22 protein-coding genes are annotated in these 25684 nt (G+C 70.8%); 12 read left to right on the top strand and 10 right to left on the bottom strand.

Annotated features, from left to right (window positions below; translation table 11 throughout):
- Positions 1-21: 21 nt before the first annotated feature.
- On the bottom strand, positions 22-1884 hold the full coding sequence (locus V3N99_02360; GenBank protein ID MEO3935579.1) for an NHL repeat-containing protein: 1863 nt from the start codon (positions 1882-1884) through the stop codon (positions 22-24).
- Between the two features lie 444 nt (positions 1885-2328).
- Here V3N99_02360 and ileS point away from each other — a divergent pair, with 444 nt between their 5' ends.
- From ileS to V3N99_02345, 3 genes are read left to right on the top strand one after another with little or no spacing between them, the layout of a single operon-like run.
- Complete coding sequence (ileS, locus tag V3N99_02355) at positions 2329-5670, top strand: isoleucine--tRNA ligase (GenBank protein MEO3935578.1); 3342 nt, start codon at positions 2329-2331, stop codon at positions 5668-5670.
- Positions 5667-6242, top strand: a complete 576-nt coding sequence (locus tag V3N99_02350) for a GNAT family N-acetyltransferase (GenBank protein MEO3935577.1) — start codon at positions 5667-5669, stop codon at positions 6240-6242. Before ileS ends, V3N99_02350 begins: the two co-directional genes overlap by 4 nt.
- Positions 6239-7645, top strand: a complete 1407-nt coding sequence (locus tag V3N99_02345; GenBank protein MEO3935576.1) for a folylpolyglutamate synthase/dihydrofolate synthase family protein — start codon at positions 6239-6241, stop codon at positions 7643-7645. The genes V3N99_02350 and V3N99_02345 overlap by 4 nt, the downstream gene beginning before the upstream one ends.
- A 118-nt stretch (positions 7646-7763) precedes the next feature.
- Here the strand turns inward: V3N99_02345 and V3N99_02340 are convergent, their stop codons facing one another.
- Complete coding sequence (locus tag V3N99_02340) at positions 7764-9170, bottom strand: amidase family protein (protein MEO3935575.1); 1407 nt, start codon at positions 9168-9170, stop codon at positions 7764-7766.
- 150 nt (positions 9171-9320) lie between these two features.
- Between V3N99_02340 and V3N99_02335 the strand changes: the two genes are divergently transcribed.
- Both V3N99_02335 and ndk read left to right on the top strand, forming a co-directional pair.
- Positions 9321-9734 carry a DUF4233 domain-containing protein gene (locus tag V3N99_02335; protein ID MEO3935574.1) on the top strand — a complete coding sequence of 138 codons (414 nt, stop codon included), beginning with the start codon at positions 9321-9323 and terminating at the stop codon, positions 9732-9734.
- Between the two features lie 22 nt (positions 9735-9756).
- Complete coding sequence (gene ndk, locus V3N99_02330) at positions 9757-10179, top strand: nucleoside-diphosphate kinase (GenBank protein ID MEO3935573.1); 423 nt, start codon at positions 9757-9759, stop codon at positions 10177-10179.
- An 87-nt stretch (positions 10180-10266) separates the two neighbouring features.
- Here ndk and V3N99_02325 read toward each other — a convergent pair whose 3' ends face one another.
- The 7 genes from V3N99_02325 to V3N99_02295 form a co-directional block, all read right to left on the bottom strand.
- Positions 10267-10731 carry an SRPBCC family protein gene (locus V3N99_02325; GenBank protein ID MEO3935572.1) on the bottom strand — a complete coding sequence of 155 codons (465 nt, stop codon included), beginning with the start codon at positions 10729-10731 and terminating at the stop codon, positions 10267-10269.
- 221 nt (positions 10732-10952) lie between these two features.
- Positions 10953-11948, bottom strand: a complete 996-nt coding sequence (rfbB, locus tag V3N99_02320; protein ID MEO3935571.1) for a dTDP-glucose 4,6-dehydratase — start codon at positions 11946-11948, stop codon at positions 10953-10955.
- Complete coding sequence (locus V3N99_02315; protein MEO3935570.1) at positions 11945-12775, bottom strand: GntR family transcriptional regulator; 831 nt, start codon at positions 12773-12775, stop codon at positions 11945-11947. The genes rfbB and V3N99_02315 overlap by 4 nt, the downstream gene beginning before the upstream one ends.
- Before the next feature lie 95 nt (positions 12776-12870).
- On the bottom strand, positions 12871-13437 hold the full coding sequence (locus V3N99_02310; protein MEO3935569.1) for an isochorismatase family protein: 567 nt from the start codon (positions 13435-13437) through the stop codon (positions 12871-12873).
- Positions 13430-14908, bottom strand: a complete 1479-nt coding sequence (locus V3N99_02305; GenBank protein MEO3935568.1) for a cytosine permease — start codon at positions 14906-14908, stop codon at positions 13430-13432. The genes V3N99_02310 and V3N99_02305 overlap by 8 nt, the downstream gene beginning before the upstream one ends.
- 49 nt (positions 14909-14957) lie before the next feature.
- A complete protein-coding gene (locus V3N99_02300) occupies positions 14958-16619 on the bottom strand; it encodes a sodium:solute symporter (protein MEO3935567.1) in 1662 nt (553 codons plus the stop codon).
- Positions 16616-16936 carry a DUF3311 domain-containing protein gene (locus tag V3N99_02295; GenBank protein ID MEO3935566.1) on the bottom strand — a complete coding sequence of 107 codons (321 nt, stop codon included), beginning with the start codon at positions 16934-16936 and terminating at the stop codon, positions 16616-16618. Before V3N99_02295 ends, V3N99_02300 begins: the two co-directional genes overlap by 4 nt.
- A 135-nt stretch (positions 16937-17071) precedes the next feature.
- Here V3N99_02295 and V3N99_02290 point away from each other — a divergent pair, with 135 nt between their 5' ends.
- The 5 genes from V3N99_02290 to V3N99_02270 all read left to right on the top strand — a co-directional run bounded on the left by V3N99_02290 (position 17072) and on the right by V3N99_02270 (position 22383).
- Entirely contained in the window at positions 17072-18103 is a 1032-nt protein-coding gene (locus tag V3N99_02290; protein ID MEO3935565.1) for an ATP-binding cassette domain-containing protein, read from the top strand.
- Positions 18100-18912 (top strand): ABC transporter permease, encoded by an 813-nt coding sequence (locus V3N99_02285; protein ID MEO3935564.1) that lies wholly within the window; start codon positions 18100-18102, stop codon positions 18910-18912. Before V3N99_02290 ends, V3N99_02285 begins: the two co-directional genes overlap by 4 nt.
- A 43-nt stretch (positions 18913-18955) precedes the next feature.
- Positions 18956-20353 (top strand): dihydrolipoyl dehydrogenase, encoded by a 1398-nt coding sequence (gene lpdA, locus V3N99_02280; protein ID MEO3935563.1) that lies wholly within the window; start codon positions 18956-18958, stop codon positions 20351-20353.
- 136 nt (positions 20354-20489) lie between these two features.
- Positions 20490-20825 carry a PadR family transcriptional regulator gene (locus tag V3N99_02275; GenBank protein MEO3935562.1) on the top strand — a complete coding sequence of 112 codons (336 nt, stop codon included), beginning with the start codon at positions 20490-20492 and terminating at the stop codon, positions 20823-20825.
- A 370-nt stretch (positions 20826-21195) separates the two neighbouring features.
- On the top strand, positions 21196-22383 hold the full coding sequence (locus V3N99_02270; GenBank protein MEO3935561.1) for a methyltransferase domain-containing protein: 1188 nt from the start codon (positions 21196-21198) through the stop codon (positions 22381-22383).
- Between the two features lie 106 nt (positions 22384-22489).
- On the opposite strand, the gene V3N99_02265 is transcribed toward V3N99_02270, so the two are convergent.
- Positions 22490-22648, bottom strand: coding sequence for a DUF6131 family protein (locus V3N99_02265; GenBank protein ID MEO3935560.1), 159 nt, complete (start codon positions 22646-22648; stop codon positions 22490-22492).
- A 295-nt stretch (positions 22649-22943) separates the two neighbouring features.
- Between V3N99_02265 and rpsO the strand changes: the two genes are divergently transcribed.
- Both rpsO and V3N99_02255 read left to right on the top strand, forming a co-directional pair.
- Positions 22944-23213 (top strand): 30S ribosomal protein S15, encoded by a 270-nt coding sequence (rpsO, locus tag V3N99_02260; protein ID MEO3935559.1) that lies wholly within the window; start codon positions 22944-22946, stop codon positions 23211-23213.
- A 155-nt stretch (positions 23214-23368) separates the two neighbouring features.
- Entirely contained in the window at positions 23369-25615 is a 2247-nt protein-coding gene (locus V3N99_02255; GenBank protein MEO3935558.1) for a polyribonucleotide nucleotidyltransferase, read from the top strand.
- Positions 25616-25684 lie beyond the last annotated feature (69 nt).

Genomic DNA, 25684 nt, shown 5'->3' with positions numbered 1-25684 from the left:
CTGGGGGTGCCGGTGCCGTGGTCACCGGACCCTGAGGGCGAGCACCCGGTCGTTGCTCGTGTCGGCGACGTAGACCAGGCCGTCCGGCCCGATCGCAATGCCCTGCGGGCCGTAGAGCGCCCGGCCGTCGAACACGTCGCTCGGCGCGGTCTCGGCGACGAGCCGGCCGTTGGCCCGCATGACCACGACCCGGTTGTTGCCGGAGTCGGTCGCGTAGATGAGTCCGTCGGGTCCGACGCGCACCCCCCACGGGGTCTTGAACGGCATCGCACTGCCCGTGGCCTGCTCGAAGCGCGTCCACACGCCGGCCGGGGTGCGGCGGCACAGGCCGAGGTTGTCGGCGACCCAGACCGTGCCGTCGGGGGCGACGTCCAGGCCGGAGCAGTAGCGCAGCCCGCCGATCGCCGCGGCGTCGTCGGCGTCGGCGAAGGTGCCGTGGCCGTTCGCGTCGAGGGTGAAGCGCACGATGCGCTTGGCCGGGCTGTCGGAGACCAGGAGGTCGCCGTTCGGGGCGAAGGCCAGCCCCACCGGGTGGTGGACGTCCTGGACGCCGAAGAAGGCCTTCTTGTGCGAGGTGCCGTCGGGGTTGAGGACCTCGATGTCGTTGCTCTCCCGGTTGCAGACGTAGATCACCCCGGTGCCGGGCTGCACGCGGACGTCGGTCGGGAAGGTGAGCGCCCCGGGGGTCTTGCGGTCACCGGTCTGGCCCACCTGCTGGGGGTTGGTGCCGTCCAGGTCGCACCGCACGATGGCCTGGCGCCACCAGTCGATGACGTGCACCTTGCCCGACGAGTCGATGTCGAGACCCTTGGGCTTGTTGACCCCGTTGATCGGCGGGACCCCCCCGAAGAAGCTGCGCGTGGAGCGCCCCTGGAGGTCGAACTCGTCGAGGCCGTAGCCGTAGAGGTCACACACCAGCACCCGCCCGTTGCTGACCGAGATGCCCTTGGGCCCGATGAACTGGCCCTGGCCGGTTCCCAAGCTGCCGAAGCCGAAGAGGTAGGTGCCCGTGGTGTCGAAGACCTGGATGCGTCGGTTGTCCGAGTCGGTGACCCAGATCTTGCCTTTGTAGATGTCGATCCCGCGGGGGAGGCCGAGGAACTGACCGGGGCCGCCGCCCCGTCCCCCGACCTTCTTGAGCACCGTGCCCGCCTTGTCGAAGATGACGAAGCCCTGGACGATGGCGTCGCAGACGATGACGTTGCCGTTGTCGGGGTCGACGACCAGCTGGCCGTAGTGCAGGCCGATCATGTCGCCCATCGTCCCGATGGAGCGCCCGTCGGTCGTGAACTTGTTGATGCGGGTGTTGTTCTGGTGGCCGGTCTTGTCGGTCGCATAGACGACCTCGGCCGGAGCCCCGGTGTCGTCGAGACCGGGGCCGACGGCCACGTCCGTGATGCCGCGGAACTGTCCGTCGCCGTCGCCGCGCCCGCCGAACGAGGTGACCGTGCGGAAGCGCTTGGTCATCTTGGTGATGCGGTTGTTGATCGTGTCGGTGACGTAGAGGTAGCCGGCCGCGTCGATGCCCATGCCGCGACCCGTCGCCAGGTCGTCGGTGCCCGGCACCCGTGCCTTGGCGAACTCGTAGTCGATGACGCCGGTCTTGCGGTTGACGGCGATGAGGCGGTAGCGACCGTTGTCGTTGACGTACCAGTAGTTCGGGTCCGCGACGACGTCGGTGGGGTACATGTCGGCGTACGCGGCGCCGAGGACCACGTGGTCCAGCCCGACTGAGCGCGTGATCCGCGGAGCGGGGTCGGTGACCGCCGAGGCCGACGTGGCCAGCAGGGGGGCTGCGACGACCGACGCACCCGCGGCCCCTGCCGACCCCAGGAGGGTGCGGCGCGAGAGCGGCGAGGTGGGCTGGGGGAGAAGCTGTGACATGGGCACGACCTTTTCTTCGTCCGGTTGTGGGTCATGGTGTCTCATGACGGGGCGGGCGGTGCTCATGGTGCAGCAGGCTTTACCCAATCCGGGAAGTTGGCGCCCGGTGTGTGGCTATACCACCGATATGTGCGTGCTCGACCGTCGCGGATGCCGGTAGTCTGGCTACACCGACGTTCGAGCCGTCATCAGCGGTGAGTCTCCGGAAGAACGGCCCGAGCGACCCACGCCCGTCGTGGGCCGCGAGGGCTCAGTAGAGCCGGACGGGTGGGCCCGTCAGCGCCCGACACGAGTGGTTGTGCTCCGATCGCCCCGAGGCCGGAGGAGCACGGCAAGCGAGGTGGTACCGCGGTGCGGACCGGGCCAGGGCCCGGTAGGCGTCGTCCTCGTGGGTGACCGACCCGAGTGACGACAGCGACGACGAGCACGAGCAGGAGACCGTCCATGGCCTATCCCCAGGTGAGCACCGGCACGAGCGACGAGGCGTCGGCGTCCGACTCCCCCCCGGCGACCCGGCAGGGGGTCCCCACCGCCCCCCGCTTTCCGCAGATCGAGGAGCGGGTGCTGCGCTACTGGGACGAGGACGGCACCTTCGTCGCCTCGGTCGAGCAGCGGGAGGCGGGCGTCGACGGGTCGAACGAGTTCGTCTTCTACGACGGGCCGCCGTTCGCCAACGGCCTACCCCACTACGGGCACCTGCTCACCGGTTACGTCAAGGACATCGTCCCGCGCTACCAGACCATGCGGGGGCGCCGCGTGGAGCGCCGCTTCGGCTGGGACACCCACGGGCTGCCGGCCGAGCTCGAGGCGATGAGCCAGCTCGGCATCAAGACCAAGGACGAGATCCTCGAGATCGGCATCGAGACCTTCAACGCAGCCTGCCGCGAGTCGGTGCTGCGCTACACGGGGGACTGGCGCGAGTACGTCACGCGCCAGGCGCGCTGGGTCGACTTCGACCACGACTACAAGACGCTCAACCCCGACTACATGGAGAGCGTCATCTGGGCGTTCAAGCAGCTGCACGAGAAGGGTCTGGTCTACGAGGGCTTCCGGGTGCTGCCCTACTGCTGGAACGACCAGACGCCGCTGTCGAGCCACGAGCTGCGGATGGACGACGACGTCTACCAGCAGCGCCCGGACCCGGCCGTCACGGTCGGTCTCCGGCTCGAGACGGGCGAGCTGGCCCTGGTCTGGACCACGACGCCGTGGACCCTGCCGGCCAACCTCGGCATCATGGTGGGGCCCGACATCGACTACGTCGTGGTGGAGTCCGACGTCACCGGCCGGACGGAGCGCTACGTCATCGGCGCCGCTCGGCTCGCCGCCTACGCCAAGGACCTGTTCCCCGCGGAGGCGGCTGACCAGGCCTTCGACCCCACGACCCGCGTCGTCGAGCGCCTGACGGGCACCGACCTGCTGGGGCGGTCGTTCACCCCACCCTTCTCCTACTACCTCGGGCACGAGCGGGCCCACCGCGTGTTCTCGGCCGACTTCGTCACCACCGAGGACGGCACGGGCCTCGTGCACACGGCTGGGGCCTTCGGAGAGGAGGACAAGGTCGTCACCGACCGTGAGGGCATCGAGCCCGTCATCCCCGTCGGTCCCGACGGCCGGTTCGTCTTCCCGGTCACCGACTACGAGGGGATGCAGGTCTTCGACGCCAACAGCCACGTCATCGACGACCTGCGGGCGGTGACCCGCGGCGAGGGGTCGCACGGGGCGGCGACCGAGGGCACCGTCCTGCTGCGCCGCGAGACCTACGACCACTCCTATCCGCACTGCTGGCGCTGCCGGCAGCCGCTGATCTACATGGCCGTCTCGAGCTGGTTCGTCGAGGTCACCAAGATCAAGGACCGCATGCTCGAGCTCAACGAGCAGATCGCGTGGACGCCCGACCACATCCAGCACGGCCAGTTCGGTCGGTGGCTCGAGAACGCCCGCGACTGGTCGATCACGCGGAACCGCTTCTGGGGCAGCCCCGTTCCCGTGTGGAAGTCCGACGACGCCCGCTACCCCCGCATCGACGTCTACGGCTCCTTCGCTGACCTCGAGGCCGACTTCGGGGTCGCGGTGACCGACCTGCACCGGCCGTTCGTCGACCGGCTCACGCGGCCCAACCCCGACGACCCCCGCACCCCGCAGGAGGGGCAGTCGACGATGCGCCGGGTCGAGGACGTCCTCGACGTCTGGTTCGACTCCGGCTCGATGAGCTTCGCCCAGGTGCACTACCCGTTCGAGAACGCCGACTGGTTCGAGCACCACTTCCCGGGCGACTTCATCGTCGAGTACATCGGGCAGACCCGAGGCTGGTTCTACACCCTGCACGTGCTCGCGACGGCGCTCTTCGACCGCCCGGCCTTCTCCTCCTGCGTCAGCCACGGCATCGTCCTGGGCTCCGACGGCCAGAAGATGAGCAAGAGCCTGAAGAACTACCCCGACGTGCGCGAGGTCTTCGACCGGGACGGCGCCGACGCGATGCGGTGGTTCCTGATGAGCAGCCCGATCCTGCGCGGGGGCAACCTCGTCGTCACCGAGCAGGGCATCCGCGACGGTGTGCGCCAGGTGCTCCTTCCGCTGTGGAACGCCTGGTCGTTCTTCGCGCTCTACGCCAACTCGGCGCGCGGTGGTGAAGGCTATACGGCGCGCTGGTCGACGTCCTCGACCGACGTCCTCGACCGCTACCTGCTGGCCAAGCTGCGCGACTTCGTCAGCGAGGTCGAGACCCAGCTCGACGCCTACGAGATCGCCGATGCGTGCGAGACCACGCGTGGCTTCCTCGACGCGCTCACCAACTGGTACATCCGGCGCTCGCGCTCGCGCTTCTGGGGCGGTGAGGACGCCGACGCCGAGGCGGCCTTCGACACCCTCTACACGACCCTCGAGACCGTGTGCCGCGTGGTCGCGCCCCTGCTGCCGCTCACCACCGAGGAGATCTGGCGGGGACTGACCGGTGGCCGCTCCGTGCACCTGACGGACTGGCCGGTGGCGGGCGACCTCCCTCAGGACGAGGTGCTCGTGGCGGCGATGGACCGGGCCCGCGACATCTGCTCGGTCGCGTCGTCCTTGCGCAAGGGCGAGAAGCTGCGGGCCCGCCTGCCCCTGGCCGGCCTGACCGTCGTCGCGGCTCGGTCCGGCGCGCTCGAGGCCTTCGCGGCTGTCGTGCGTGACGAGGTGAACGTCAAGGACGTGACCCTGGTCGACCTCGAGTCGGCGAGCGAGGAGGACTTCGGCGTCTCGCAGCGTCTCAGCGTCAACGCGCGGGCGGCCGGTCCGCGACTGGGCAAGGATGTGCAGACGGCGATCAAGGGTGCCAAGGCGGGTGACTGGTCGGTGGCCGCCGACGGAGCGGTCACCTCGGGCGGCCTCGCGCTGGCCGAGGGCGAGTACACCCTCGAGACCGTCGTCGCCGCCGACGACACCGGGCCCGGCTCGGGTCGCGCCGTCGCGATGCTGCCCGGTGGCGGCTTCGTCGTGCTCGACACCAGCATCACTCCCGAGCTCGCGGCCGAGGGGCTGGCGCGCGATGTCGTCCGCGCCGTGCAGCAGGCCCGCAAGGACGCCGGTTTCGACGTCAGTGACCGGATCTCGTTGACGCTGAGCGGTTCTGACGCCGTCTGGCAGTCAGTGGTCGCGCACCAGTCGCTCATCATGGGCGAGACGCTGGCCGTGCAGTTCGGCGCGGCCGGTGGCGACCGCGAGCTGCCCGCCGTCGAGGGGGCGCACCTCACGACGGCCACGGTGGGCGACGGTGACGCGGTGCGCATCCTCGTGAAGCGGTCGACGTGACCCTGCTGGTGCGGCCCGGGGTGCTCGACGACCTGGCCGACGTCCTCGACGTGGGCCGTCGCACGTGGCCGGCGACCTACGGCCCCATCGCCGGGTCCGACTACGTCGCGATGGGCCTGGCCAAGTGGTGGACCGCCCAGGCGACGGAGCCGGCCCTGCGCGCAGGGCGGGTGCTCGTCGCCGAGGTCGACGGTGAGGTCGTGGGGATGTCGTGCACGGGCCCCCTCGACGGGCGGCTGGTGCTGTGGAAGCTCTACGTCCTGCCGCAGTCGCAGGGCCACGGAGCCGGGGGCGCGCTGATGCGGGCCGTCCTCGCCACGGCTGCCGAGACCTACGACGAGATCCGCCTCGCCTACCTCGACGGCAACGATCGCGCGGCGTCGTTCTACCACCACCACGGCTTCGTCGAGCTCGAGCGCGAGGCCGGCGGCACCGGCATACCCGACCAGGTCTGGATGTCGCGGGCGCTCGGGGAGCCGGAAGTCGCCGCCCCGCCCCCGGCGCGTCCACGCGAGCCGCACCCGCCCCCGCACCAGCCCCCGCACCCGCACGAGCCCGAGGACCCCCGATGAGCCCCAGTGGTCGACCCGATGCTGCCCAGGTCGAGGCGGGACGCCGCCTCGACGTCGAGAAGCGGGTGCGTGAGGTCGAGGCGGCCATCCTGGCCAGAGCCCCCGAGACGCACGTCGATCCGAGCCTCGACGAGGTCGCCGCGGTCATGGAGCTGCTCGGTGAGCCGCAGCACAGCTTTCCCGTCATCCACCTCACCGGCACCAACGGCAAGACCTCGACGACCCGGATGGTCGAGTCGCTCCTGCGCGAGCTGGGCCTGACGACAGGCAGATTCACGTCGCCTCACCTGCACTCGTTCCGCGAGCGGATCGCGATCGGAGGCGACTCCCTCACGGCCGAGCAGCTCATCGCGGTCTACGACGAGGTCCTGCCGATGGTCGAGCTGGCCGACGCCAGGTCGGTCGAGCAGGGCGGTGGACGGCTCAACTTCTTCATGCTCTCGGTGGTGCTGGCGTATGCCGCCTTCGCCGACGCCCCCGTCGACGTCGCCGTCGTCGAGGTCGGCCTCGGCGGCCGCTGGGACGCCACCAACGTCGCCGACGGTCAGGTCGCGGTCATCACCCGCGTCGCGATCGACCACACCCGGCTGCTCGGGTCGACGATCGAGCAGATCGCCACCGAGAAGTCCGGCATCATCAAGCCCGGGGCCATCGCAGTCTCGGCGGTGCAGGAGCGCGACGTCGCCGAGATCCTCGTCGAACGAGCCGAGGAGGTTGGTGCCCGCATCGTCTTCGAGGGCGTCGACTTCGGCGTGGTCTCTCGTGAGGTCGCGCTCGGGGGTCAGCTGCTGACGCTCAAGGGTCTGGCGGGGGAGTACACCGAGGTCTTCCTGCCCCTGCACGGCGAACACATGGCCAGCAATGCCGCCACCGCCCTGGCCGCGGTCGAGGCCTTCCTCGGCGGTGGCGAGCAGGCGCTCGATCCGGAGGTCGTGCGGGCCGGCTTCGCCGCCGTCACGTCACCGGGGCGCCTCGAGATCGTGCGCCGCTCGCCCACGGTGCTCGTCGACGCGGCGCACAACCCCGCCGGGATTCGCGCCCTGGTCGCGGCGCTCGAGGACGCCTTCACCTTCACCCGGCTCGTGGGCGTCGTCGCGATCTTCGCCGACAAGGAGCCGCTCGAGATGCTCGAGGAGCTCGAGCCGGTGCTCGACCACGTCGTCGTCACGCGCAACACCTCGTCGCGCTCGATCCGCCCCGACGACCTCGGCGCCATCGCGCGCGAGGTCTTCGGCGACGACCGGGTCACCGTCGTGCGTGACCTGCCCGACGCCCTCGACCGCGCGGCCGGCATCGCCGAGTCGTCCGGCGACGCCAGCGGCATGGGGTCCGGCGTCCTGGTGACGGGCTCGGTCGTCACCGCCGCCGACGCCCGCATGCTCCTCGGCGTCACCTCCACCTGACCCGCCCCCCGCCCCCCCGCGTTCCGAACGAGAGAAACCCGTCGTTCCGTGTCCTCCGGGCCGGCGAAGTGAAGGGTTTATCTCGTTCGGAACGCAGGAGCGGGGGGAGGGGGGAGGGTCACGGGTGTGGCGCTCCGGCGCCGATTCGCCACGGGTGGGTCCGCTCGAGCTGTGCCCCGAGCTGCAGCAGCAGCCGCTCCTGCCCGGGCCGCGCCGTCAGGAGGGCGGCAATCGGTAGCCCGTCGGCGTCCAGACCAGCGGGCACGGTCAGGCCGGGCCAGCCGAGCAGGTTCCAGGGGTTGAGGAAGCCGACGCGGCGCGACGCCCGCAGCAACGTGACGACCGTCCGCACGCCGTCTCGCTCGCCGACCGGGGGTGGGGCGCACGGCATCGTCGGGGTGAGGAGCACGTCGACGTCGGCCAACGACTGCTCGACCGCGGCTCGCTCGTCGCTGACGTCGAGCGCCCACGGCAGGGCCCGCCGGGTCACCGAGCCGACCCGGGCAGCGAAGCGGGTCAGCGGTTCGACCAGCTCGGGGTAGTCGGTCGCGGCAGTGTCGGCCGTCGCGGAGGCGGTGTAGCGCACGCTGAACTTCGTCGACGCCGCCGCGAAGCGCACGTGCCCCGCACGGACGGTGTGCCCGAGCCCGCGCAGCCGAGCCGCCGTCACCTGCGCCGCCTGCGCCCACGCGGGGTCGAGCGATCCGCCCTGGGGGATCGGCCGGTCCATCGCCCGGTCGGTCGTGACCATCACCCTGACCGGGGCCGGGTCGTCTGCCACGGCGGCCACGAGCCCCTGCGCCGTCGTGAGCAGCACGTCGTAGAGCAGGGCGGTGTCGGCCAGGGTGCGGCCGAAGCCCCCCGGCGAGACCATCCCCGTCCACGGGGCGATGTCGGGGGCGGTCGAGATCGCGCCCGGTGTCACGAAGAGCCCCGGCAGGCCGCACCACGCCCCGGGCCCCCGGATGGAGCCGCCCCCGTCTCCGGCCAGCGCAAGCGGCACCAGTCCGGCCGCGACGGCTGCGGCGGAGCCACCGCTGCTGCCTCCCGGCGTGCGGGAGGTGTCCCAGGGGTTGGCGGTCACGCCGCCGAGAAGGCTCTCGGTGTAGGGCGTGAGGCACAGCTCCGGTGTGCGGGTGGCCCCCACCACGATCGCCCCAGCGGCACGGACGAGGCGGATGCTCGCGGCATCCTGCGCCGAGACGCTGGTGAGCGCGCGCGATCCCTTGGTCATCACGTCACCGGTGATGTGGACCTCGTCCTTCGCCGCGACCGGGACCCCGGCGAGGGGCATGTCCTCCCCGGCGGCCAGCCGCTGCGCCACCCGGTCGGCGTCCGCGAGGGCGCGCTCGTGGGTCACGCGCTGGAAGGCGTTGAGTCGGTCCTGTGCGGCGTCGATCCGGTTCAGGGCCGCGGCCACGACCTGGCGGGGCGTCAACTCGCCGGAACGCACGCGTCGTGCCGTCTCCGTGGCGGTGGCCCACTGCAGGGCCTGCGCGAGGTCGGTGTCGTCATGAGAGGCCATGGGGGGACTGTGGCACACGGCCGGCCCGGTCCGGAAAGCAGTCGCGCCGACGATCTGCGGTCCACTGCGCCACTGCTCCGACCCCGCGCAGCGGAGGAGGGCCCGGCGGCATACGCTCGATGGCATGGACACTGGCGAGGTGGAGCGACCGTGCGGGGCCTGACGCTCTACGGGCAGACCGGCAAGTTCACCTCTCGCATGCTCATGACGGTGCTCGTCGGCCAGTCGCTCGCGGTCTTCTTCGGGGCACTCGTCGCGCGCGGCATCGCGGTCGCCCAGGGCGACACCCGCGGTGCGGCGTACCTCTGGGTGGGGGTCGGGCTCGCCGTGCTCGCCGTGCTCGCGGCGGGCACCATGCGCCGTCCGTACGGCGTGACCCTCGGCTGGCTCGTGCAGGTCGGCACCTTCGTCGCCGGCGCCGTGCTCCCGATGATGGTCGTCGTGGGGGCGATCTTCCTGGCTATGTGGGTCACCTGCCTCGTGCAGGGCGCGAAGATCGACGTGACGGACGCGCGGCGGCGAGCCGAGGCCGCTGGTGCCGAGCCCGGCGGCGCCGGAGCCTGAGCCCCGCCGCTAGGGTTGTCGGGTGACCACCGAACGCTCGCTCGTCCTCGTCAAGCCCGATGGCTTCCGCCGTGGCCTCACCGGCCAGGTGCTCAGCCGCATCGAGGCCAAGGGCTACACGCTCGTGGCCCTCGACATCTTCACCCCCGACCGGGAGCGGCTCGCGCAGCACTACGCCGAGCACGAGGGAAAGCCCTTCTACGAGCCGCTCGTCGACTTCATGGCCTCCGGCCCGGTGACGGCCGTCGTCATCGAGGGCGAGCGCTGCATCGAGGGCTTCCGGGCCATCGCGGGAGCGACCGACCCGACCGCCGCCGCTCCCGGCTCGATCCGGGGCGACCTCGGCCGCGACTGGGGCCTGAAGGTGCAGCAGAACATCGTCCACGGCTCCGACTCTCCCGACTCGGCTGCCCGCGAGATCGACATCTGGTTCCCCCAGCTCTGAGCCCCGAGCAGGAACGGATCGCGCGCGCCGTGGCCGCAGCGCAGGCCGGCTGACCCGGCCGGGGCCGTGCAGCTCGGCTCTGCGGTCTCAGCGGCGCAGGCCGTCGGGCGGGATCCGGCGGTCGAGGTCGGAGCCGCCCTCGCAGCGTCGAGCCAGTGCGGCGACCTCGCGCTCGACGTACTGCCGGGTCAGACCCTCGCTGAGGCGTCCGACGGCACCGGCGAGCAAGCCCGTGTGCAGCACGGTCGCCACGACGTGGGTCCGTCCGCCACCCAGGTCGGTCAGCTCGTGCAGGGCGGCGGTGGTCACCCCGGCGCTGCGGGCCTGCCACTCCCACTGGCTGAACGGCTCCCACACGGTCACGGTCCAGGTGCTCGCGGGCAGCTGCGGCTGCTTGAGGCGGGCTCTCGAGCCCAGATCGAGGGCGGCCGCTCCGCCCAAGGGCTTGACCCGGGTGACGGTGGGGTTCCACCGGGGCCATGACACGGCGTCGGTCCAGACAGCCCACACCCGCTCGAGCGGCGCGTCGATGTCGAGGTCGAACGTGATCATCGGGGCGGTCCTCGTGAGGGGGGGGTGGACGGGGGGCACCCACCAGCGTAGGGACGTCGCCGCCCCCGCGCGGGAGAAGGGGGGAAAAGCGGATCGGGCGGGTGGGTCCCCGGCCCGCGAGAGTGGGCCGGTGCTCCCGGCGCAGCTGCGCTCGGTCGTCGTCGACCACCTGCAGCTGACAGGCCTGGCCCCGCGACACCTGCGTCGAGTGGGGCCGGGGATCAGCGGCCGAGGCGCTCGTACGTCTTCTCGGTCTCGGCTTTCGCCGACTGCCACCACGACTCGTTGTCGCGGTACCACTCGACCGTCTGCGTGAGCCCGGCGCGGATGTCCTGGTACTGCGGGGTCCAGCCGGTCTCGGCGCGCAGCTTGGTGCTGTCGATCGCGTAGCGCAGGTCGTGGCCCGGGCGGTCGTTGACGTGCTCGAACCAGTCGGCCGGCTTGCCCATCAGCTCGAGCAGCAGGTCGATGATCTGCTTGTTGTCCCGCTCGCCGTCAGCGCCGATGAGGTAGGTCTCGCCGAGGCGGCCCTGCTCGATGATCGCGACCACGGCGTCGTTGTGGTCGTCGACGTGGATCCAGTCGCGCACGTTGGCGCCGGCTCCGTAGAGCTTGGGCTTGACGCCCTGCAGGATGCCCGTGATCTGGCGGGGGATGAACTTCTCGACGTGCTGGCGCGGCCCGTAGTTGTTGGAGCAGTTCGACAGGGTCGCCTTGAGGCCGAAGGAGCGGATCCAGGCCCGCACCAGCAGGTCGGCGCTCGCCTTCGAGGCGCTGTAGGGCGAGCTCGGGTTGACCGGGGTGGCCTCGGAGAAGCGCGTCGGGTCGTCGAGCTCGAGGTCGCCGTAGACCTCGTCGGTGGAGATGTGGTGGATCCGCTTGTCGTGCCGCCGCACCGCCTCGAGCAGGCGGTAGGTGCCGATGATGTTGGCCTCCATGAAGGGCCACGGGTCGTCGAGGCTGTTGTCGTTGTGCGACTCGGCCGCGAAGTGCACGACCAGGTCGGTGTCGCCGACGAGCCGGTCGACCAGGTCGGCGTCGGCGACCGACCCCTCGACGAAGGTGATCTCGTCCTCGACGGAGGCGAGCGAGGCACGGTTGCCGGCGTAGGTCAGCGCGTCGACGACCGTGAGCTCCCAGTCGGGACGGGTCGAGCGCACGCGCAGGACGAAGTTGGAGCCGATGAAGCCGGCTCCACCGGTGACGAGGACCTTCATGAGGCGTGCTCCTTGGGTGAGGGTGAGGGTGAGGGTGAGGATGAGGACGAGGACGAGGCGGCCGGGGCGGCGACGCTGCGCAGCCCGGGGGTCTCGGAGGCGGCGGTCGCCGGCCCGGAGTTGAACTCGACCTCGAGCGCGAACCGCGCGGCGAGGTAGCGGTGGTCGGAGAGGGCGACGGGGTGGCCGTCGGCACCGACGGCGACCCGGCGCACCAGGAGGAGCGGGTCGCCCTCAGCGACCCCGAGCAGGTCGGCGTCGGGGCCACTGGCGAGGCCGGCGGTCACGGTCTGACGCACGGTCGTGATGCGGTGACCCTGCCGGGTCAGGCTCTCCCAGATGCCGGGGGTGGTGGCGGCGTCGCGGCTGAGCGACCCGGCGAGGGTGGCCGGCACCCACTCGCGCACGACGTCGAGCCCCTCGCCGTCGACGGTGCGCACCGACCGCGAGTGCAGCAGGTCGGAGCCCTCGTTCACTCCGAGCGCGCCGGCCAGCGACAGGGCAGCGGTGCGGAAGCCGAAGTCGACCACGTGGCGCTCGATCGACTTGCCGGCGTCGGTGACGGCGGAGGTCGCGTGCCGGAAGGTGCCGATGGCGAGGCGCTGGTGGAAGGCGGAGCCGGTCACGAACCACCCTGCGCCGTGCCGGGACTCGACCAGCCCCTCGCCGCGCAAGGTCTCGAGCGCCCTCCGCACGGTGGGGCGCGAGACGTCGTAGCGCGCACCGAGCTGCGCCTCGGAGTCCATCGCACCGGTGTCGCCGAACTCGCCCAGCGCGATGCGCTCCCGCAGGTCGTGGGCGATGGTGGCGAAGCGAGCACTTGTCATCAACTTGTAAGTTACAGGACTGTATGAGGTCCTGTCACCTCACCATCCCGGCCGGGGCCGGGTCACGTCCGTCCCAGCCATCCCTGAGCCCGTGCTCAGCGCACGACCGTCACGAGTGGCGCGTAGAGCTCCATGAGGGCCAGGGCCCGCTCGTGGTTGCTTGGAGTCGACCCACCACAGGCCTCCGCGGTGACGGTGACCGCGATGCCGGCGTCGGCCATCGCGAGCACCGTCGAGACCACGCAGCAGTCGGTCGCCAGACCGACCACCTCGACGCTGCGGACCGGTTCGCGCCCGCCGACCTGTCGCAGGGCCCCCGCCAGCTCGGGCCCCCACTTGCCGAAGGTCGTCAGCTCGACGACCGGTCGGCCATCCACCACCTGCGCGACCTCCGGGGCCAGGGCGTAGAGGGGGTGGTCAGGCGGCACGAGGGCCCAGGGCCAGTCGGTGAAGTAATCCACCCAGGCACCGGCGGGCGCCGACGGCGCGACGTAGCGGGTGAGCACCGCCCGCTCGCCGTAGGCGGCCAGGCGGCTGAGCAGGTGCGGTCGCGCCGCGGCCCACATGGGAGAGCCCCACGCGGAGCCGGGGTCGGTGAAGACGTGCTGGGCGTCGACCACCACGAGGGCCTCGCAGCCTCCGGCCGCCACGGGTTCAGGCATCGACGAACGACTCGGCCGGTCGCTCCTGACGACGGACGGCGCCCCGGGAGACGACCAGCGTGCCGACGAAGCCGATCGCCAGGGCGACGAGCACGCCCAGGCCGGCGTAGGCCCAGGTGCCCTCCTTGCCACCGATCGGTCCCAGCAGGAAGCCCTGCCAGGACAGCCACCCGGCGTAGGTGTTGACGACCAGGCCCCAGCCCACGGCGGTGCCCACGACCATCAGCGCCACCGACTCCCAGCGGACCGCGCCGTAGCGGCCGTGAGGGTCGGCGAGGTCGCGCTGCTCGTAGTCACGGCGGCGCAGCGCGAGATCGGCGAGGAAGATGCCGCACCACGCGGCGATCGGCACGCCCATGGTGATCAGGAAGCCGGTGAACGGCGTGACGAAGTCCTTCGCGAAGAAGACGACGACGACGGCGCCGACCGTCATCAGGGCCCCGTCGATCGTCGCGGCCACCGGCCGGCTGACCGGCACGCCCAGGCTGAGCAGGGACAGTCCCGAGGAGTAGATGTCGAGCACGATGCCGCCGAGCAGCCCGAGGATGGCCACGACCGCGAAGGGCACGAGGAACCACGTGGGCAGGATGGTGGTCAAGGCCCCGATCGGGTCGCTCTGCACGGCGGTCGACAGGTCGGCGTCCGAGCCGGTGAGCAGCAGCCCGAAGACCACCAGCACGACGGGGCCGACCGACGCGCCGACGGTGGTCCACCCGACGACGCCCCGGCTGGACGCTCCCCGCGGTAGGTAGCGCGAGTAGTCGGCGGCGCAGTTGACCCACCCCAGGCCCAGGGCGGTGACGAGCAGCACCACGGCGCCGACCACCTCGGGCAGCGCCGCACCGGGCAGCGCGGAGACGGTCGACCAGTGGATGTGCGGGGCCGCCAGGGCCATGTAGGCCACCGTGAGCACCGCTGTGGCCACGGTGATGCCGGTCTGGAGCCGCATGATGAGGTCGAAGCCGAAGATGCCGGCCGTGACCGTCACGGCCACGATCACCAGCAGCGCGAGCACCTTGGTGCCCGTGCCCCCGCCGACCCCCAGCCGCTCGAAGATCGTCGAGGTCGCCAGCGTCGCGAGCACGACGAGCACCGTCTCCCACCCGACCGTCAGCAACCACGAGACGAGCGACGGCAGCTTGTTTCCCTGCAGCCCGAACGATGCCCGCGACAGCACCATCGTGGGCGCCGATCCCCGCTTGCCCGCGAGCGAGACGAAGCCACAGAGCAGGAACGACGCCACGATGCCGACGACCGAGGCACCCACGGCCTGCCAGAACGACAGCCCGAAGCCGAGGACGTAGGCCCCGTAGGGGATGCCGAGGACCGAGATGTTGGAGGCGAACCACGGCCAGAACAGGGTGCGCGGCGTGCCGCGCCGTTCCGACTCGGCGATGACGTCGAGACCGTTGGTCTCGACGACGGTCGCCCGCGGGGCGGGGGCTGTCGAGGTGGGGAGAGTCGTCGCCATGGCCACACGCTAGCCCGAGCGACCGACACCCCGCCGGTGTGGCGCGCGGCTACGTCCTGGCCGCCCTCTCCGTCGACCCAGCAGCCGCGCCCGACCCCGCCGTCTTGTCGACCCGGGGGTCACCCTCGTCGGCGAAGTAGTCGGCAGGGATCGTCTCGTCGGTGCCTGCCGACGCCCCGGTCGCTCGCAGCACCAGGGTGACGACGACCGCGACGACGACGTTGAGGGCGAAGGCGGTGACCGCGATGTAGCCCAGCTGGCCCCAGCCGTCGACCGCAGCGAGCGAGCCGCCGAAGTGCGCGGTGGTGGCGGACGAGACGCCGTACGCCTTGACCGTGCCGTAGACCATGCCGATGGCCCAGCCGGTGAGCAGGGCGTAGCGGTGGAACCACCGCGTGTAGAGGCTGAAGACGATGGCCGGGAAGGTCTGGAGGATCCAGATGCCGCCCAGCAGCTGGAAGTTGATGGCGTTCTGCTTGTCGAGCAGCAGCACGAAGACCAGGGCGAAGGCCTTGACCCCCAGCGACGCGAGCTTCGAGACGCGCGCCTCCTCCTTCACGGTCGCCGACGGGTTGATCCACTCCTTGTAGATGTTGCGGGTGAAGGTGTTGGCGGCGGCGATCGACATGATCGCCGCCGGCACGAGGGCGCCGATGGCGACGGCCGCGAAGGCGACTCCCGCGAACCAGGCCGGGAACATGTCCTCGAAGAGCTGGGGGATCACGAGCTGCGCGTTGGGCTTGCCGTCGAGCCCGATCGGCTTGGTGCCGGCCGCGATCGCCACCCAGCCGAGCAGGGCGAGCAAGCCGAGCACGAAGGAGTAGGCGGGCAGGATCGCGGCGTTGCGGCGGATCGTGTTGCGGCTCTTGGACGACAGGGTCGCGGTGATCGAGTGGGGGTACATGAACAGCGCCATCGCCGAGCCCAGGGCCAGCGAGGCGTAGGACCAGAACTGTGCCGACGTCGGGATGAAGGACCCGGTGGGCTTGCCGGTGGCCTTGCTGGGGGTCGCCATCTTCTGTTGCGCCGCGTCGAAGATGTGGCTCCAGCCGCCGACCTTCGACGGCAGGTAGATCACGGCGACGATGATGACGATGTAGATGAGGATGTCCTTGACGAAGGCGATGATCGCCGGCGCCCGCAGCCCCGAGGTGTAGGTGTAGAGGGCCAGCACGAGGAAGGCGATGAAGATCGGCAGGTCGCGCGCCACCAGGTTGCCGGTGCCGCCGACGCCCGAGACCTCGAGCACCGCCTGGATGCCGACGAGCTGCAGCGCGATGTAGGGCATCGTCGCCACGAAGCCCGTCACGGCCACCGCGAGCGACAGCGCCCGCGAGCCGTGTCGGCCGGAGACGAAGTCGGCCGGTGTGACGTAGCCGTGCCGGTGGCTGACCGACCACAGCCGCGCCATGAAGACGAAGATGATCGGGTAGAGGACGATCGTGTAGGGCACGGCGAAGAAGCCGCTGACCGCTCCGGCGCTGAACATCGCCGCGGGCACGGCGATGAACGTGTAGGCCGTGTAGAGGTCGCCTCCGAGGAGGAACCATGTCACCCAGGTGCCGAAGCTGCGGCCACCGAGGCCCCACTCGTCGAGGCTCTCCATGCTCGTCGGCCGTCGCCAGCGGGAGGCGTAGAAGCCCATCACCGCGACGATGACGAACAGGACGATGAGCACGGTCAGCGCGACGACGTTGACGCCCGTCTTCATCGCCGGCCCCCGTCCGTGGCCGTGGGTCCGTCGACGAAGGCGGTGCCGTCCGGCGTCATCGGCCGGTGCGGACGCGCGACCAGACCGATCCGGTAGGCGGCGTACGTGCATCCGGAGCAGAGGAAGACCCAGAGGAACTGGTACCAGATGAAGAAGGGGAAGCCGAAGAGCGTCGGGTCCTTGCGGGCGTAGGTGCCGACGAGCAGCAGGGCGATCACGGGCAGCGCGAGGAGCACACCGGCGACGGCGAGCAGCTTCCGGTTCGCCGGAGGCGCCTCGTGTGCGCTCGGGCGCCCGGCGGGGGCGGCAGGGGACATCAGGGGGACCTTCCGTTCGGGTGACGGGACACGTCGTCGTGACCGTCGAGACCGAAACATACTCCCGACTCGCCGCGTCGTGCGGCCAGAAAGCATCCCGATGCCGGTGTCGGGGGTGACCGATACGGTTCCCGCATGTCCCCTCAGACCAGCCCCACCGCCGTGCCGGCGGTGCAGGCCCGTGGCCTCGTCAAGAAGTATGGCGCCGTCACCGCCCTCGACGGGGTCGACCTCAGCGTGCCGACCGGCACGGTCCTCGGTCTGCTCGGGCCCAACGGGGCCGGCAAGACGACCACCGTGCGGGTGCTGACGACGCTCCTGCGCCCCGACTCGGGGGAGGCCAGCGTGGCCGGCATCGACGTCCTGGCTGACCCGCGCGGGGTCCGCCGCAAGATCGGGCTGTCGGGCCAGTACGCCGCGGTCGACGAGTACCTCACGGGCTTCGAGAACCTCGACATGATCGGCCGGCTCTACCACCTCGGGCGCCGTCGGGCCCGCGAGCGGGCTCGCGAGCTGCTGGCCCAGTTCAACCTCGAGGACGCGGGCGACCGGCCGTCCAAGACCTACTCGGGGGGCATGCGCCGCCGCCTCGACCTGGCCGGCGCGCTGGTCGCCGACCCGCCGGTCCTCTTCCTCGACGAGCCGACGACGGGGCTCGACCCCCGCAGCCGCACTGACATGTGGGACGTCATCGCGGGTCTGGTCGCTGGCGGCACCACGCTGCTGCTGACGACCCAGTACCTCGAGGAGGCCGACCGGCTCTGTGACTCCATCGTGGTCATCGACCACGGCAAGGTGATCGCGCAGGGCACGGCTGACGAGCTCAAGAGCCAGGTCGGGGGAGAGCGGCTGGAGGTCACCGTCAGCGACCCCTCCCGGCTCGACGAGGCGAGGCAGCTGCTCGGGGCCCTGGCGGCGACCGGCGCGAGGGCCAGCGTCGACACGCAGGTGCGACGGGTGATGGTGCCCGTCTCCGGCGGCCCGGCGGTCCTCATGGACGGTCTCCGGCGGCTCGACGCCGCCGGCATCGGTGTCGACGACGTCGGGCTGCGCCGCCCCACCCTCGACGACGTGTTCCTCACCCTGACCGGGCACGAGGCCGAGGCCTCCCCGGCCGACCCGGCCGCCCCGGCCAACCGGGCCACCACCAAGGAGCAGAGCCGATGAGCGCCCTCGACGCCGTGGCCGACGGACTCGTCGTTGCCAAGCGCAACCTGATCAAGATCAAGCGGGTGCCCGACCTGCTGGTGTTCACCACGCTCCAGCCGATCATGTTCGTGCTGCTCTTCTCCTACGTCTTCGGGGGGGCCATCTCGACCGCGGACGGGGGAGCGGCCTACCGTGAGTTCCTCATCGCGGGGATCTTCGCCCAGACGGTGGTGTTCGGGGCCACCATCACCGGCGCCGGACTGGCCGAGGACGTCAAGAAGGGGATCATCGACCGCTTCCGGTCGCTGCCGATGTCGGGGTCGGCGGTGCTCTTCGGCCGCACCCTGTCCGACGTCGTCAACAACGTCATCGTCCTGGTGGTCATGAGCCTGACCGGGCTGGTGGTGGGGTGGAGGATCCGCACCTCGGTCGCGGAGGCCCTGCTCGGGTTCCTGCTGCTCCTGCTCTTCGCCTACGCGTTCAGCTGGATCATGGCCTGGATCGGCATGCTGGTGCCGAGTCCCGAGGTGGTCAACAACGCCTCGTTCATCGTGATCTTCCCGCTGACCTTCGTCGCGAACACCTTCGTGCCGCTCTCGTCGCTGCCCGGCCCGCTGCAGGCCTTCGCCGAGTGGAATCCCGTCTCCGCCGTCACGCTGGCCGCCCGCCAGCTCTTCGGCAACCCCGATCCCAATCCCAACGCACCCCCGACCGACGCCTGGGCGCTGGTCCACCCCGAGCTCTACACGCTGCTCTGGGCGGTGGCGATCCTCGTCGTCTTCGTCCCGCTGGCGAGCTGGCAGTACCGGCGGGCGACCAGCCGCTGAGCCCCGTCAGGTCGGGTCGTCGCGGTCCTCTAGGGTGGAGGACATGGCTGATTTCGATGTCGTGGTGCTCGGTGCAGGTCCCGGTGGTTACGTCGCGGCGATCCGGGCGGCCCAGCTCGGTAAGTCCGTGGTGATCGTCGAGGAGAAGTACTGGGGCGGGGTGTGCCTCAACGTCGGGTGCATCCCCAGCAAGGCGCTCCTGCGCAATGCCGAGATCTCGCACATCATCACCCACGAGAAGAAGACCTTCGGGATCGAGGGTGACGCCACGATGGCGTTCGGCCCGACCCACGCGCGCAGCCGTCAGGTCGCCGACGCGAGCGCCAAGGGCGTGCACTACCTGATGAAGAAGAACAAGATCCAGGAGATCGAGGGCAAGGCCACGCTCACCGGCCCCACGTCGCTCGACGTCGTGCTGACCGATGGGTCGCGCCGCTCGGTGACCGGTGAGTCCTTGATCATCGCGACCGGCGCGACCACGCGGCTCATCCCCGGGACCTCGCTCTCCGAGCGGGTCGTGACCTACGAGGAGCAGATCCTCACCGACCAGCTCCCCGGCTCGATCATCATCGCTGGCTCCGGTGCCATCGGCGTCGAGTTCGCCTACGTGCTGAAGAACTTCGGGGTCGACGTGACCATCGTCGAGTTCCTCGACCGGATGGTGCCGACCGAGGACGCCGACGTGTCCAAGGAGCTGCTCAAGCAGTACAAGAAGCTGGGCGTCAAGGTCATGCTCTCGACCAAGGTCGAGTCGATCGACGACACCGGCGACACGGTCAGGGTGACGGTCAGCCCCGCCGCAGGCGGTGACCAGCAGGTGCTCGAGGCTGACAAGGTCATGCAGGCCATCGGCTTCGCTGCCCGCGTCGAGGGCTACGGCCTCGAGACGACCGGCGTCGAGCTCACCGAGCGCGGCGCGATCGCGGTCGACGCCCGTGGCCGCACCAACGTGCCGGGCGTCTACGCGATCGGCGACGTGACGGCCAAGCTGATGCTCGCCCACACGGCCGAGGCCATGGGCGTCATCGCGGCCGAGACCATCGCCGGCGCCGAGACGGTCGAGATCGACTTCGACATGATCCCGCGAGCGACCTTCTGCCAGCCGCAGATCGCCTCCTTCGGCTACACCGAGGCGCAGGCCAGGGAGAGGGGCTACGACGTCAAGGTCGCCCAGTTCCCCTTCTCGGCCAACGGCAAGGCCCGCGGCATGGCCGAGGGTGTCGGCTTCGTCAAGATCATCGCCGACGCGGCCCACAACGAGATCGTCGGCGCCCACCTGATCGGCCCCGAGGTCACCGAGCTGCTCCCGGCCCTCACCCTGGCCCAGAAGTGGGACCTGACGGCCGACGAGGTCGCCCGCAACGTCTTCGCGCACCCCACCCTGTCCGAGGCGATGAAGGAGGCCGTCGAGGGAATCGCCGGCCACATGATCAACCTCTGACCCCACCTCCTGCCCGATGGGCGGCACCTCCACCGGAGGAGCCGCCCATCGGCGTGCCCGGCTCGGGTCTCACCGCTAGTGTGCAATCCGTAGTAGTGTCCGGTCCGTAACAGCAACCGCACTCGAGGGAGGGTTCGTGGAGACGACCCAGCTGGTCAAAGGGGTGCTCGACCTGGCCGTGCTGGCCGTCGTCGCCCAGGAGGACGGCTACGGCTACGACATCGTGCGGCGCCTGCGCGCGGCGGGGCTGGAGGACGTCGGTGACGCCTCGGTCTACGGCACCCTGCGCCGGCTCTTCAACGCCGGCGCCCTGACGTCGTACGTCGTGCCGAGCGAGGAGGGCCCGCACCGCAAGTACTACGGGCTGAACGCTCAAGGGCGCTCGCAGCTCGAGCTCGAGGGCAAGACGTGGCGGACCTTCGCCGCGGTGATGGAGGACCTGGTGACGACAGCGGAGGGGGCAGGGCGATGAGGACGACGACAGGCGTGGCGTCGGGTGCACCGGGCAGCGCGGGGACGGGGTGGCGTCGGAGGTCACCCGCTACGTGACCGCGGTCCGGGCGGCGCTCGCGGACCGGCCCGAGGACGAGGTCGACGACCTCACCGGGGGGATGGAGGCTGAGCGCGACCTCGGTGCGCACCATCGACCTGCGGGCGGGCTGGACGCGTCTGACGACCGGGGTGGCCGCGGTGCGCGACCGACATCGCGGGCTGGCCTCGGTGTGGACGTTCCTCGTCTCGCTGCGCGCCGTGTGGTGGGTGCTGCGAGGGCTGGGCCTCGGCGCCCTGCTCTTCGGGCTGACCGGCAACAACCACCCGACCTACTTCGTACCGACCTCGGGGTGGTGGCCGTCGTGGCCCTGCTCTCCTACCCGGTCGTCGCGCGCGAGGTGGACTACGTCGACACGGCGGCGCCGCCGGCCGACGAGCTGTCGTTCGCGGGGCAGCCGGTCGACAACATCTACGTCTACGACCGGGACGGCCGCCGCCTCGAGGACGTGCGCCTCTTCGACGCCCAGGGCCGCTCCCTCGTCCTGCAGCGCACCTCCGACCCCATGAACCCGGACGTCACCCTCCCTGGGGTCAGTGACGTCTACGGCCAGTGGTGGACCAACGTCTACCCCCGCGCGTGGACCGTGGGCGGCGCGCCGTACGCCGGCAGCCCCGAGGCCGACCCCAGGCATCGACGGCACCGACCACCTCCACGGGTCGGACGACGCCAACGACCCCCTGACGGCGCTCCCCCGCCTACGCTGCCGGCTATGACCTTCGACGTCGCGGGGGATGCCTACCAGCGCTTCATGGGGGTCTACAGCGATCCCCTGTCGGTGCTCTTCGCTGACCGTGCGGGGGTGTCGGCCGGCAGTGGGGCCCACGTCGTGGACGTCGGCTGCGGGACCGGCGCGCTGACCTCGGTCCTCGTCGACCGGCTGGGACCGGCCCGGGTCGTGGGCCTCGACCCCTCCGGCCCTTTCGTCGCGGCGGCGAGGCAGCGTCTGCCCGATGTGGACGTGCGCGTCGCCGCGGCCGAGCGGCTGCCCCTCGTGGACGGCAGCGTCGACGCCGCCCTGGCCCAGCTCGTCGTGCAGTTCACGGCCGACCCGGCCGCCGGCCTCGCCGAGATGGCGCGGGTCACCCGCCCCGGTTGCGTGGTCGCGGCCTGCGTCTGGGATCTCGCGGGAGGGCGCGCCCCGCTGTCGACCTTCTGGCGGGCGGCCGTCGACGTCGAGCCGGCCACGCACACCGAGTCCGGGCTCGCCGGGGTTGCCGAGGGCGACCTCGTCCGTCTGCTCACCGAGGCCGGCTTGCGTGACGTGGCCGGCGGCACGCTCTCGGTGCGACGTCACTACGCCTTCTTCGACGACTGGTGGCAGCCCTACACGCTGGGGGTCGGTCCGGCCGGTGACCACGTCCGGCGCCTCGACGACGTCGGTCGGGAGCGTCTGCGGGGGCGCTGCCGGGAGCTGCTGCCGGAGAGGGACATCGAGGTGGAGGCCGTCGCGTGGGTCGCGACCGGTGTCGTGCCCTGAGCCCCGCACCACCGGGCCCGTCGGCAGGCTCCAGCTGCACGACCCGAGGTACCGGACACGCCGGTGGGCGGGCCCCCTGCGTCGAGGGCCCGCCCACCGGGGCCGGTCAGTAGAAGTGCTTGCGCCCCCCGATGGCGCGGCCCGTGGCGCCCAGCACTGCGAGGACGGCGCCCACCACGAGCAGGATGATCCCGATGGTCACGAGGATCTTCAGACTGGCCACGACGAGGCCGACGATGACGAGGATGATGCCGAGGATGATCATGTGCTCTCCTTGAGTCTGGCGTCCTGCGACGTCCGCAGTGACGGCACCCACCCGGTGGGCGGCTGGAAACGCAGGTCTACACCCGTGGTGGGGGCGAGGGCGCTCCGACACGCGTCCGAGACCGGGTCGGTCCCGGGGGGGTCGGTCTCCGGGGTCGGTTCCGGGCGTCGCGATGCAGGCGCCTACGCCGCCGGCTGGTAGCCTGCGAGGTGCCGTATACCGGCCGCGGACCGAGAGAGCCCAGTGGATCAGCCCTGGAGCACCGCGCACCCTCACCATAAGGAGCCCGTCACCCATGCCGTTGGCCTTGGATGTCAAGAAGCAGATCATGACCGAGTACGCCACCGTCGAGGGCGACACCGGCTCCCCCGAGGTGCAGGTCGCGTTGCTCACGCAGCGCATCAAGGACCTGACCGAGCACTCGCGGGCCCACAAGCACGACCACCACAGCCGTCGCGGCCTGCTGCTGCTGGTCGGGCGTCGCCGCCGACTCCTGCGCTACCTGGAGAACGTCGACGTCGAGCGCTACCGCTCGCTGATCAAGCGCCTCGGCCTGCGCCGATAAACGTCATGTGACATGGCGGCCACCGCTGGAGCTCTCCGCGGAGGCCGCCATTTCGCATGATGCGGCCCTTTGGCTCATTCCGGGCCCGGGGTCGCCCCGAAAGACGCCCGCGCACAACGACGATGCGCGAGGACTGACGAAGAAAAGGAGGACCCATGGAGGGTCCAGAGATCACGTTCGCCGAAGCTGTCATCGACAACGGCAAGCACGGCACCCGCACGGTCCGGTTCGAGACCGGTCGCCTCGCCAAGCAGGCCGGTGGCGCAGTCACCGCCTACCTCGACGACGACACGATGCTCCTCAGCACGACCGCCGCCGGCAAGCAGCCGCGCGACGGGTTCGACTTCTTCCCCCTGACGGTCGACGTCGAAGAGCGCATGTACGCCATCGGCAAGATCCCCGGCTCGTTCTTCCGTCGTGAGGGTCGCCCGTCCACCGACGCGATCCTCACCTGCCGCCTGATCGACCGGCCGCTGCGTCCGACCTTCAAGAAGGGTCTGCGCAACGAGGTCCAGGTCGTCATCTCGGTCTTCGCGCTGAACCCCGACCACCAGTACGACGTCCTCGCGATCAACGCCGCGAGCGCGTCCACCCAGATCTCGGGCCTGCCGTTCTCCGGCCCGGTCGGTGCGGTGCGCGTCTCCCTCATCGACGGCCAGTGGGTCGCCTTCCCGAACTTCTCCGACACCCCGAAGTCCGTCTTCGACATGGTCGTCGCGGGTCGCGTCACCGACACCGGCGACGTCGCCATCATGATGGTCGAGGCCGAGGCCACCGACTACACCTGGGACCTGGTCAAGAACCAGGGCGCCGGCGCCCCCACCGAGGAGGTCGTGGCCCAGGGCCTCGAGGCCTCCAAGGCGTTCATCGCGCAGCTGTGCGCGGCGCAGTCCGAGCTGGCGTCCAAGGCGGCCAAGCCGGTCGAGGAGTTCCCGTTCTTCCTCGACTACCAGGACGACGCCTACGCCGCGGTCGAGGGCCACGTGCTCGCCGACCTGACCGCTGCCCTGCAGATCGCGGGCAAGGCCGAGCGCGAGACTCGCATCGACGACATCAAGGACGCCATGAAGGGCGCCCTCGGCTCCGACGGCTCCGAGTTCGCCGGTCGCGACAAGGAGCTCTCGGCGGCCTACCGCGCGGTGCAGAAGAAGCTCATCCGGCAGCGCATCCTCACGGACGGCGTCCGCATCGACGGTCGCGGTCTGCGGGACATCCGCGCGCTGTCGGCCGAGGTCGAGGTGCTCCCGCGGGTGCACGGCTCGGCGATCTTCGAGCGGGGCGAGACCCAGATCATGGGCGTCACCACGCTCAACATGCTCAAGATGGAGCAGCAGCTCGACACCCTGTCGCCGGTGACGCGCAAGCGCTACATGCACAACTACAACTTCCCGCCCTACAGCACCGGTGAGACCGGCCGCGTGGGCTCCCCGAAGCGTCGCGAGATCGGTCACGGGGCGCTCGCCGAGCGTGCGCTCATGCCGGTCCTGCCGAGCCGCGAGGACTTCCCCTACGCGATCCGCCAGGTGTCCGAGGCCCTGTCCTCGAACGGCTCGACGTCGATGGGATCGGTCTGTGCCTCGACCCTGTCGATGCTCAATGCCGGTGTGCCGCTGCGCGCCCCGGTCGCGGGCATCGCGATGGGCCTGGTCTCGGACCAGGTCGACGGTGAGACCCGCTACGCCGCGCTGACCGACATCCTCGGGGCCGAGGACGCCTTCGGTGACATGGACTTCAAGGTCGCCGGCACCAAGGAGTTCGTCACGGCCATCCAGCTCGACACCAAGCTCGACGGCATCCCCGCGTCGGTCCTGGCCAGCGCGCTGACCCAGGCCCGCGAGGCCCGCCTGCACATCCTCGACGTCATGGCCGAGGCCATCGACGTGCCGGACGAGATGTCGCAGTACGCCCCGCGGATCATCACGGTGAAGGTCCCCGTCGACAAGATCGGCGAGGTCATCGGCCCGAAGGGCAAGATGATCAACCAGATCCAGGACGACACCGGCGCCGACATCTCGATCGAGGACGACGGCACGGTCTACATCGGTGCCGTCGACGGCCCGTCGGCCGAGGCGGCGCGGGCGGCGGTCAACGCGATCGCCAACCCGCAGATGCCCGAGATCGGTGAGCGCTTCATGGGCACGGTCGTCAAGACGACCACCTTCGGTGCGTTCGTCTCCCTGCTCCCGGGCAAGGACGGTCTGCTGCACATCTCCGAGGTGCGCAAGCTCGTCGGTGGGAAGCGGATCGACAACGTCGACGACGTCCTCAAGGTCGGCCAGAAGGTGCAGGTCGAGCTCAAGGAGATCGACCCGCGCGGCAAGCTCTCGCTCGGTGCGGTCATGCCCGACGGTGAGGGTGACGCGGCCGCCGACGCAACCGCGGCGGAGTCCGTCGACGCCTGAGCCTGACGGCTCGTCGTACGTCCTGACGACGCGGCCCGGCACCCTCTCGCGGGGGGTGCCGGGCCGTTG

The sequence above is a fragment of the Dermatophilaceae bacterium Soc4.6 genome (assembly GCA_039889245.1).
Lineage (GTDB): Bacteria > Actinomycetota > Actinomycetes > Actinomycetales > Dermatophilaceae > Lapillicoccus.
Note: the sequence above shows the minus strand (reverse complement) of the source record. Positions and strands in the feature narration are given on the sequence as shown.

What these genes read in the sequence shown, in the direction of transcription:
- V3N99_02360 (MEO3935579.1), bottom strand. Translation starts at nt 1,884, where the DNA reads ATGTCACAGCTTCTCCCCCAGCCCACCTCGCCGCTCTCGCGCCGCACC.
- ileS (MEO3935578.1), top strand. Translation starts at nt 2,329, where the DNA reads ATGGCCTATCCCCAGGTGAGCACCGGCACGAGCGACGAGGCGTCGGCG.
- V3N99_02345 (MEO3935576.1), top strand. Translation starts at nt 6,239, where the DNA reads ATGAGCCCCAGTGGTCGACCCGATGCTGCCCAGGTCGAGGCGGGACGC.
- V3N99_02340 (MEO3935575.1), bottom strand. Translation starts at nt 9,170, where the DNA reads ATGGCCTCTCATGACGACACCGACCTCGCGCAGGCCCTGCAGTGGGCC.
- V3N99_02325 (MEO3935572.1), bottom strand. Translation starts at nt 10,731, where the DNA reads ATGATCACGTTCGACCTCGACATCGACGCGCCGCTCGAGCGGGTGTGG.
- rfbB (MEO3935571.1), bottom strand. Translation starts at nt 11,948, where the DNA reads ATGAAGGTCCTCGTCACCGGTGGAGCCGGCTTCATCGGCTCCAACTTC.
- V3N99_02315 (MEO3935570.1), bottom strand. Translation starts at nt 12,775, where the DNA reads ATGACAAGTGCTCGCTTCGCCACCATCGCCCACGACCTGCGGGAGCGC.
- V3N99_02310 (MEO3935569.1), bottom strand. Translation starts at nt 13,437, where the DNA reads ATGCCTGAACCCGTGGCGGCCGGAGGCTGCGAGGCCCTCGTGGTGGTC.
- V3N99_02305 (MEO3935568.1), bottom strand. Translation starts at nt 14,908, where the DNA reads ATGGCGACGACTCTCCCCACCTCGACAGCCCCCGCCCCGCGGGCGACC.
- V3N99_02300 (MEO3935567.1), bottom strand. Translation starts at nt 16,619, where the DNA reads ATGAAGACGGGCGTCAACGTCGTCGCGCTGACCGTGCTCATCGTCCTG.
- V3N99_02295 (MEO3935566.1), bottom strand. Translation starts at nt 16,936, where the DNA reads ATGTCCCCTGCCGCCCCCGCCGGGCGCCCGAGCGCACACGAGGCGCCT.
- V3N99_02290 (MEO3935565.1), top strand. Translation starts at nt 17,072, where the DNA reads ATGTCCCCTCAGACCAGCCCCACCGCCGTGCCGGCGGTGCAGGCCCGT.
- V3N99_02285 (MEO3935564.1), top strand. Translation starts at nt 18,100, where the DNA reads ATGAGCGCCCTCGACGCCGTGGCCGACGGACTCGTCGTTGCCAAGCGC.
- lpdA (MEO3935563.1), top strand. Translation starts at nt 18,956, where the DNA reads ATGGCTGATTTCGATGTCGTGGTGCTCGGTGCAGGTCCCGGTGGTTAC.
- V3N99_02265 (MEO3935560.1), bottom strand. Translation starts at nt 22,648, where the DNA reads ATGATCATCCTCGGCATCATCCTCGTCATCGTCGGCCTCGTCGTGGCC.
- rpsO (MEO3935559.1), top strand. Translation starts at nt 22,944, where the DNA reads ATGCCGTTGGCCTTGGATGTCAAGAAGCAGATCATGACCGAGTACGCC.
- V3N99_02255 (MEO3935558.1), top strand. Translation starts at nt 23,369, where the DNA reads ATGGAGGGTCCAGAGATCACGTTCGCCGAAGCTGTCATCGACAACGGC.